General features: G+C 64.0%; 8 protein-coding genes and 1 pseudogene. 3 read left to right on the forward strand and 6 right to left on the reverse strand.

Translation table 11 applies throughout. The features are described 5' to 3' along the window. Positions 1-95: 95 nt before the first annotated feature. The 5 genes from C8J46_RS18590 to C8J46_RS21000 all read right to left on the reverse strand — a co-directional run bounded on the left by C8J46_RS18590 (position 96) and on the right by C8J46_RS21000 (position 6,226). A complete protein-coding gene (locus C8J46_RS18590; protein WP_132742188.1) occupies positions 96-2,273 on the reverse strand; it encodes a hypothetical protein in 2,178 nt (725 codons plus the stop codon). Positions 2,274-2,281: 8 nt separating this feature from the next. Then, positions 2,282-3,466, reverse strand: a complete 1,185-nt coding sequence (locus tag C8J46_RS18595) for a hypothetical protein (RefSeq protein ID WP_132742189.1) — start codon at positions 3,464-3,466, stop codon at positions 2,282-2,284. Positions 3,467-4,476: 1,010 nt separating this feature from the next. Continuing rightward, complete coding sequence (locus tag C8J46_RS18600) at positions 4,477-5,031, reverse strand: hypothetical protein (protein ID WP_132742190.1); 555 nt, start codon at positions 5,029-5,031, stop codon at positions 4,477-4,479. A gap of 53 nt (positions 5,032-5,084) precedes the next feature. Continuing rightward, a complete protein-coding gene (locus C8J46_RS18605) occupies positions 5,085-5,969 on the reverse strand; it encodes a hypothetical protein (RefSeq protein WP_132742191.1) in 885 nt (294 codons plus the stop codon). Then, positions 5,966-6,226: a hypothetical protein gene (locus tag C8J46_RS21000; protein WP_165886653.1), complete on the reverse strand. Its 261-nt coding sequence runs from the start codon at positions 6,224-6,226 to the stop codon at positions 5,966-5,968. Before C8J46_RS21000 ends, C8J46_RS18605 begins: the two co-directional genes overlap by 4 nt. Before the next feature lie 321 nt (positions 6,227-6,547). Here C8J46_RS21000 and C8J46_RS18610 point away from each other — a divergent pair, with 321 nt between their 5' ends. Further along, positions 6,548-6,904 carry a helix-turn-helix domain-containing protein gene (locus C8J46_RS18610; RefSeq protein ID WP_165886654.1) on the forward strand — a complete coding sequence of 119 codons (357 nt, stop codon included), beginning with the start codon at positions 6,548-6,550 and terminating at the stop codon, positions 6,902-6,904. A gap of 286 nt (positions 6,905-7,190) precedes the next feature. Here C8J46_RS18610 and C8J46_RS18615 read toward each other — a convergent pair whose 3' ends face one another. Beyond that, entirely contained in the window at positions 7,191-7,478 is a 288-nt protein-coding gene (locus C8J46_RS18615) for a hypothetical protein (RefSeq protein ID WP_056056312.1), read from the reverse strand. 93 nt (positions 7,479-7,571) lie between these two features. On the opposite strand from C8J46_RS18615, the pseudogene C8J46_RS18620 reads away from it, so the two are divergent. Together C8J46_RS18620 and C8J46_RS18625 are read left to right on the forward strand one after the other, a co-directional pair. Beyond that, positions 7,572-7,904: pseudogene (locus C8J46_RS18620) on the forward strand (tyrosine-type recombinase/integrase); the annotation flags it as partial. 6 nt (positions 7,905-7,910) lie between these two features. Beyond that, the coding region (locus C8J46_RS18625; protein WP_207894226.1) for a transposase zinc-binding domain-containing protein at positions 7,911-8,233 on the forward strand (323 nt) is incomplete at its 3' end.

Raw genomic sequence — 8,233 nt, forward strand, 5'->3', positions numbered from 1 at the left:
GCGGGAGGGGCGGCCACGCCTTCCCTTCCTACCCTTGAAGCGCCCGCGCGCATCACGGGCGCGCACTCCGGCATCCTCCGCCTTCGGTTCCGTGCTCATGATTGTTTCCGCCCTCCATGGTCGTCATTCAGTGCCTCGAACACCGCCGCCGCCACGTCGGAGTTGACGAGCCCGGCACAGGCGTAGTCCGACGTCACTTGCGATTCGGCTTCGTGATGCAGTGCGGCGCCGATCTCATCGAGATCGCCGCCGAGAAGCTGCATGAGCGTGGCCATCACGTAGCGGCCGTCGTGGACCCTCATCCGAACGACCCCGGCGAGCAGTACGGCCATCAGATAACGGAGACCCTCGGGCCTTATCGGTCCTGTCGCGTTCGCGAAGTAGTACCTGCCCTCGCCGATCGTCGGACGAGTGATGTCGCCGAAGGGCCACATGCGCAGCAGCGGCTCGCCGTCCGGTTCGCTTTCTTCAGAGCCGAACCGTTCGACCATCAGGTGGCGCACCGTCATCATGAGGTCCAGCGTGCGCTCGTCAGCCCTATAGGGTTGCGGACCGGTCGCGTTCTTGGGCATCAGCAAGGCAAACGCCTGCTCGGTCCCGTGAACGGATTCGAACTTGATGCAGCCCTGCCGCAGCTGTCTCGCCTCGTTGATTCTGGCGCCCCAGCGCACTGACAACCGCAGCAGCAGTCTGCCGAGTTCGATGCCGTGAAGGATCTCCTCGACGCAGATGACGATCGGCGCGTCCACCCCGAGCGTCCGCCTGAGCAACCTGGTGAACATCAGTTGCGCGCGCGGCATCGTCATGACGCCTGTAATGCCCGGGGGCGCGGCCGGCATTCCGTAAGCCTTCACCGTTTTGCGGCGCTCGGAGGCCAACCCGTCCGGGAGGTCCTTTCCCGTATCCAGAAACCCCATGCGCAGCAGCTCGACGATCCACGGCGTGCGCGCCTCCGCAGCGGGTCCCGACGCCACCGACGCCACATGGACGAGGTGAAGCCGTCGCGCCCGGTACGGGTATCTCTCGAACAAGGCGGCATACTCCGCAAGCGCTGAGCATGCCGGCCGCGTCGCACGCGCCTCGGATATCAGGACGGCCTCCGACACCAAGCGGAAGCGGTCGACCTGTTCGTATCCACGATGAGACCCGTCCCAGTCCAGGACCGGCCCCCAGATCTCGAAGGCGACGTCCGTGCAGACGTCCGGTGATCCCGCCGTTCGGATCGCCTCCAACCACCCGTCGTACAGAGCCACGCAGAACGCGGACCGATCCTCGGCGACACGCAGGATGTCCGCGTAGCGCGAGGCGAGTTTTGCTCCGTTCCGCTTCCTGTTCCTCACGCGCGACGCGGCGACTTTCCGCTTCTTCTTCCTGGCGATCCTACCGAGCCCGCCGGAAGATTGCTCATTCCAAGCGGGTAGCAGATGAGCGGCATCTTTCCCGGCCTCCCGGGCAAGCTTCAGGAGGAGGGGGCCGAGCCGCATGGTGGTGATCCGGCGTGCATGAGCCAGTTCGATCGGCAGCACCTTTCCGGCGGCGTAGCCGGCGAAAGCCCGGGCGACAGCGGTCGCGTCGGCCTGGTCGCATCCTTCCGTCATCGCATCGAACCGCTCGATCAGCGCAAGGTACGCAGTGATCGATGGATAGCCGAGTCCCTTAGTCCAGGCAGACAGCACCGCCATCGCGCCCGCCGTGCGGGCCGGGATGCCTTCGAGCCTCATCACGCGTCCGCAAAGCTGACCCGAGAGTTCGGGAAGAGGCATTGGCCGATCGCGGCCTGCCTCGGCTTTGTAAAGCTTCTCGAGCTCCGGTGGCAGAAGCGCCATTAGGTCCGAGATGCAAGCCGGTTGCGGCCGGTCCTGTGACTTGCGTCCAACGCCCACCAGCACACGTAGCCGTCGACCGCACTTCGCGGCCGAGTTGCCGAGAAGCGCGATCAGGCGCCTGGACTCAGGCACCCGACCCTCGAGTTCGAACGCCGCCTGCAGCGCCTCGTCGGACGGGGGCAGGTCCCCGCAACACAGGATCGCCTTGATCTCGCGGTGAAGTCGCAGACCCTCCTCGCCCGTTAGCGTCGCCAGCAGTCTTTCGACCTTGCGCCACGTCTCGACGCACGATCCGCTTATGGGCAGACATCCGTCCTCATCGCCGCCCGCCATCGCGACGGCGGAATGTATCCGCTCGATCGCAGCGTCGGAGAGCACAACGCGCACGGGCATCAGCCGCCGTTCGGCGTGATCCCGAGGCAGACCCCGGCGATACTTCCAGGACATGTCGGTTGTCATATGCCCGGGAACCGTTCGGCTAACGATCTGGGACGTCCAACCCGGTATGCTTCAGACGACGTCGCTTCGAGCCCGTCGAATGCCTTCTGCCGTTCGTGGACTTCCTCGAAGGCGTCGATCCGCTTGCTGTACTCGACGGCCGACGCCAGCGCGTTCTTGCGGGTATGGTGGGCGGAATACCACGCCAGCATCTCCTCGTCGTCGCTCCACCCCATGTAGGCGGCAAGCCTTTTGCGCTCCACCGGCCACAGCTTCCTGTCCATGCGCTCGATCGCATCCATCCTCGAGTGGACGTACTCGTGCCGAAGCAGGTGGAAGGTGACGAAGCGTTTCACGCCCGTCTCGCGAAATTCTCGATCATTGCGGTACAGGTCCATCAGGACGGCCGCCGCCTTTCCCTGACGATAGAGCCGATCATAGGAAAGGCCTTCGTTCCCGCGTAGGGTGAAGAGCGGCATCGTCTTCAGATCCGACCGGTTCCTGCGGTCCGCCGCAGTGCGTCTGAGCTCGGCGAGGCCTAGCCCGCCGCGCAGCCGCCTGTCCCCGTCGACATAGACGAACAGCTTGTCCCACAGCTCGCGCGGCACGACGAGGGTCAGCACCCTCTCGCCGTCTGACCCCTTGTTGATCACGGGGATTTGGCGAGGCTCGGGACTGTCGACCAGCAGATCGTACATGGTGATTGCCGCGCCCTGACTAAAACGGTTCCCCGCGTTGCGTGCGAGGTCGTGGGCCAGGATGACCGCTTCGTCGGCACCGGTGCGCCGTAGCCCTTCCATCAGCCGGTCGAAGACCCGCGGGTCCTCCAGCCTCGGGGCGATGCCTGGGTCGCTTCGCATCCGCAGCCAGCGATCGGTGTCGGTGCGGCGCCTGGCGTTGTTGTTCCGCTGCCGGGTATGTTCAAGATCGACTCTGCTCGGGTCGCGCCCTTCGAAGAGCTGCGTCGCTAGAATACCGGTTACAGCGCAGACCGCCCCGAGCATCCGCGCGATCTCCGAATGTCGTCCTCGAGGGGGCGATACCCACTGCGATCCATTGCGGGTCTTCACCCGCGCGCCGACGCTCTTGAGGAACTGGTCCATCACCGCCCGGCACTCCGGCACGCCGAGCGTGAACCTTCGTGCCGGCTCGGCTCGCTCACGAGCGGAATTGTTTAGAAACGCCACGAAGCCTGCAGCCATGGTTCGGCCCGGAGGACCATGTCGTGCGGCAAGCGTGCTCACGGCCCAGGAAAGCATCCGATCCTGGCACCCCCGCCCGTCAACGATCCGAAGGGGAATCTCATGCGGCACATTGACTAGCCGGTATGCATCAGGAACGACGTTAGAAGCCATGATTGACATCTAGCATTCATATAGATGCTTTTCAACCATATTAGTCGGTGTCGATCGCCCTTCGCTAGCACCCGACCTGCACCGCAAGATATTTACACCTGTCGCAAGCCCGCCGCTGCGAAGTCTGCAGTGGATCGACGTTACTCCAGAAAACCCTATGTAAACCGGAGTTGGTCGGGCACCGTCCGTCCCTTGGCCGCCTGCTTTTTCACGTGTGTAAATGCGACCAACGGCAACGCCTTGCCACCCTGTTCTGGGACCACGCTCGCTCGGATCGAGCCGATATCAGACCGCGCTGTCCGGCCGGTGCGGCGAGTACAGATCTGCGCGCGAAAGTTCGTCAACAACAGTCATGACGGCGGGATCAACCCAATGTAAACTTGACCTGGTTGGGCACCGCCCATCCCCTTCCCCGCTGCGTTTCCGCATCGGTAAACCGGACCAACGGCAATGCCCTGCTGCGCCTGTGTTAGACCCTGCCCGCCCGATTTTAGTCGCTTTTAGATCACGCTGTCACGCTCGTCCGTCGGACATGAAGGCGCAGACGACGGTATCGCCAGAAGCAGTCAGAACGTCGGCATCGAGGAAGAGATCGAGCATGTCCCATGTGGGCTCGGCGGTGCCGTCCAGCGGATCAGCAGAGCTCCAAGGTAGTTCGCCGGGCGGCTTGCCGTCCGGAGGACGTCGCCACCCTTACGCGACGACCGATCCCGCACCGCCCATACAGCATCCTCTGCGATGACCAATGAGCCGTGGCTATCAACAGTGTCAATCACGCCCTGCCAAAGATGCTCGCGAGACTGCCCGCCACATGGACGGCGGTGGGAAGCGTGTCGCCCGGCAGCTCGGATCGCCGATCAGGATGCCACTACCCACTCATCGACGGCCGCTACGAAAGAACGCGCCAGCTGCGGCGCCATCGTATCCACGACCGCCGCGCCGAAACCGCGGATTAGGCGCATCGCATCCAAGACCAGCAACCGCCTGGATCCTCCATGACCGCCCAACCAGCGCCGGACGTCATCGCCGGTGGCGGCCACCGCAGTGCCGCCCCCGTCCCCGTCGTCGGCATCGACGCTCCTCATGCGCACCAGTATGGGCAGCGCGGCCGTGCGCGTCCCACGCTCGCTCCAGACTCCGGCCAGAGCAGCGCGGAGATCGGTCCAGGAAGCGTCGATCATGGCCGCAGCCGGCCCGGGAGGCACCATCGCGTCTAAAAGTTCATGAACAAGGACGAACCTCATCACGTCGTCGACGCCGAGACGCACCTTCAGACCACGCCCGGCCGTGACTGCGGGAGAGGGCCAGCCTTGCCGCATGAAGTACTTCACCCGAGAGTCGAGCACACGCGGCTCCCATGCCGGATGCATGTGGCTCAACACAGCGAGCAGCGCTTTCGTATCGATGTCCATGACTTCCACGATGCCCGCGTCGCGCCCGCCCGACAACCTGTACCTTCTGCGGATCAGTGGACCGTGCCCCAGGGGCCTCCTTGGGCCATGGCCCGGTTCATCGCAACGGTCGTGAGATGTGGTCTTCCCGTGGCCACGCTACGGAGGTACCTCGATAACGCTGGAAGACCGGCTCGCAGCGCGACGTCCGACCGCCGATTGCCGGCAAGAGCGTAGAGGAACAGAGCAGCCGTTCCTGCGACGTCCACTTCGCACTTCTCTACAGGGTACGGAAACGACGACGGTCCGATCCGCGTTGGTCCATGCAGAGCCATGCCGACGCTGGCGCAGGCGTCGACGAGAGTGGGCCATCGACCCTGTCCGGCCATGCTGAATTCCAGCATGACGTCGACATGGCGCCCTGCCGCCGCGGACCGCATCGCAGCGTCGTCGTCAACGAGCCACCACCTGAGGCGCCGTGAGCGCAGGACTGGAAGGTCGAAGGCAGCTCCGTTGAAGGTGATCAGGGTCCCGGCGTCGGCGCAGGCCGCCACCAAGTTCTCGACGTTCCGAATTATACCCAACTCGCCATGCGTCTCGATGTCGAAAGTGGACATGGTGAAATTCGACGGAACTCCCGATCCGTCCTCGTCGAAGCCGAGCACGGTGGCGACCCTTATCTCCCGTAGGCAGGAATCCGCGCCGACCTTCGACCGGCCGGCAAGCGACTGCGCATATCTGTCCGGCCCCGTCTCCAGATCGAGCACGCAGCACCGACCGCAGGGCAGAGACCAGTCCATGACCCGGCGATCGACGATCAAGTGCTCGTCCGGATGAGAAGGTCGCTCGTCAGGAAGACCGTACGCGCGGTGGGACGGGAGCATGGCGAAGGCCTTAGCCGCCCCTCTCCCGCTTACGAGATCCGGTCGCCGACCTGTCGTCGAGTTCGAGTGCATCATGGGACTTTCTCCAATTCGAATGGACTTCCATGGTTCGGCATGTGGCCGGAGTTCGCTGACCGCCGTAGGCGGACCTCGGCAAGAGCCGCCGCATGGTGCGCGAGTTGCGGTCCGCAGCAGATTGAGCGCGACTTCCGGCTGTCCTCGGCGCCAAGGGGGGCCTCGTGGTCGAAGACCGCGAAGCCCTGCTCATGCTCGACGGAGAGGTCGATGCCGCCGCTGACGATCTGGTTCCCGAGCGTGCTGCTACCGGACACTCGCGGTGGATCGTGCCATCACCGTCTCGCAATCTCAGCCCGGATCCGCTCACACGCGCCGAACACGTACGTCGTGGCGGGCTGGTTGACACCCATCCGCACTATCCGGGGCGAGTGGATCCTCGGACATCTATAGTCGCATTAGCCGTATCGTTCGTTGAAGTTGCGGACCTTTGGATCAGCATTGTCGTCTCCCGCCTCTGATGCATCGGTCCGGAGCGGCGACGGGTGGCGGACTAGAGACATATGTGGGACCGCTCAGTTAGTTCAATGGTTCGTGAACTAATCACCTTCATTGTATATTCGCCGGTTGGTACGCCGATGTATCGACAGATCATGGAAGCGCCCTTCCTCATCGACGCGCTGTCGGCTCTGGCCCAACCCCACCGGTTAAGGGCGTACGCGCTAATAGCGGCGTCCGGGACGGAAGGAATGTCGCCCGGTGCGCTCGCGGATGCGCTGGGCATGGAGAGGAACCACCTCATCGTGCACCTCGCGATACTCGTCGATGCCGGCCTAATCAGCCGAATCGATCATGGCAGAACGGCGACGCTGACTCGAAACGAGAAGGTGTCGGCCCGCTTGTCCGTCGATATCGGTGCGTTGCTTGCAGGCGGCGTGGTGCCGGGATACCGATCCCTGTCGACCCATTCGGATCGGCACGCTGTTGGGATGTAATAGGATGACCCGGCATCCCCCATCGACGATGCCGAGCAGTTTCGATCGATCAGTCCGCACTCAGCTATCGTAGGCGGATCTTCGACATAGCCGCCATCAAGGATCTTGGTATCGAAGCTCCAGGGGTGGTCATGCGGGGTCGCATGCGGCTTTTCCATCTTGAACCGGTGCAGCGCGCGTCCGTCATCCAGATGATATTTGGTAAAAGCCCGCGACATGCGCTCGACACGGACGATCCGCGTGCCTTCAGGAACGCGAGCAATGGCTGCTCGCGGTAGTCGCATACTCACGGTTCGGTTACCTCTTCATAACAGCCAGCGCGCCTCAGTTGCCGGACAATCCCGTTGAACGCTGCGGTCACGCCCTGTGCCCTGCCGATCTCGTTCTCTTGGGCTGCGGCATCCCAGTAGAGCTCGAGTGGCCAGCGTTCCGGGCAGTGCGGCAACAGGCAGCGCAGCGCCAACCGGATCTCGACGACGTCGACGCGGGCGTCCGAGCAGCGCGCGACACCGCCGCGCAAGATATGCACCGACAGCGCGATGACAACGCGTTGATGACGGACGAGCTTAGCCATCAATGGAAGTCGTGAGATTTGAACTTCATGACAGCTTCCGGATCCATGCCGTCCGCATGGGGCGGCCAGTAAGAGTTGCGAGGGGCAGGGCTCCAGGGCGTATTGCACGTCGACGGGTGGCTGTTTCCCGGTCAGCACTATCTCAAGCCGCTCAGCACGCGGCAGATCTACCGGGTGGTGGTCGAGGCGGGGCAAGCAGCGGGCATCGACAAGCGGGTCGGACCGCACACGCTGCGACACTGTTTCGCCACGCACCTGCTCGAGGACGGAATCGACGTTCGCATCATTCAGACGCTGCTAGGGCACGCCAAGCTGGAGACCACCGCCTATTACACGCAGGTCGCCACCCGGGTGCTGCGCAACGTGACCAGTCCGTTCGACAGGCTGGCGATGACCGCTATGGAAGCGAGAGCGCCCAGCGGCTGAGCGAGGATGCGTGCCTCCGTCGAGGTCGCCGACATCTTTCGCACCGCTGGTTCTGCGTACCGGGCCGCCCGCGCCGGACACCTGAGCTTCGACCAACTCAAGGTCATGTCGGCGATAGAGACCTGCCGCACCGCGGTCATGGGCGGTCACGTCGAAGCCTGCACCGACTGCGGGCACTGGCGGGTTGCCTACAACTCCTGCCGGAACCGGCACTGCCCGCGATGCCAAGGCGCCGCGGCACGCACGTGGCTCGCCGAGCGCGAGGCCGACCTTCTGCCGGTCGGCTACTTCCATGTCGTCTTCACGCTGCCCGCCGAGGTTGCCGATGT

Origin of the sequence: Sphingomonas sp. PP-F2F-A104-K0414 (genome assembly GCF_004340945.1) — a bacterium.
GTDB lineage: Bacteria > Pseudomonadota > Alphaproteobacteria > Sphingomonadales > Sphingomonadaceae > Sphingomonas.

What these genes read in the sequence shown, in the direction of transcription:
- C8J46_RS18590 (WP_132742188.1), bottom strand. Translation starts at nt 2,273, where the DNA reads ATGTCCTGGAAGTATCGCCGGGGTCTGCCTCGGGATCACGCCGAACGG.
- C8J46_RS18595 (WP_132742189.1), bottom strand. Translation starts at nt 3,466, where the DNA reads ATGGCTGCAGGCTTCGTGGCGTTTCTAAACAATTCCGCTCGTGAGCGA.
- C8J46_RS18600 (WP_132742190.1), bottom strand. Translation starts at nt 5,031, where the DNA reads ATGGACATCGATACGAAAGCGCTGCTCGCTGTGTTGAGCCACATGCAT.
- C8J46_RS18605 (WP_132742191.1), bottom strand. Translation starts at nt 5,969, where the DNA reads ATGATGCACTCGAACTCGACGACAGGTCGGCGACCGGATCTCGTAAGC.
- C8J46_RS18610 (WP_165886654.1), top strand. Translation starts at nt 6,548, where the DNA reads ATGTATCGACAGATCATGGAAGCGCCCTTCCTCATCGACGCGCTGTCG.
- C8J46_RS18615 (WP_056056312.1), bottom strand. Translation starts at nt 7,478, where the DNA reads ATGGCTAAGCTCGTCCGTCATCAACGCGTTGTCATCGCGCTGTCGGTG.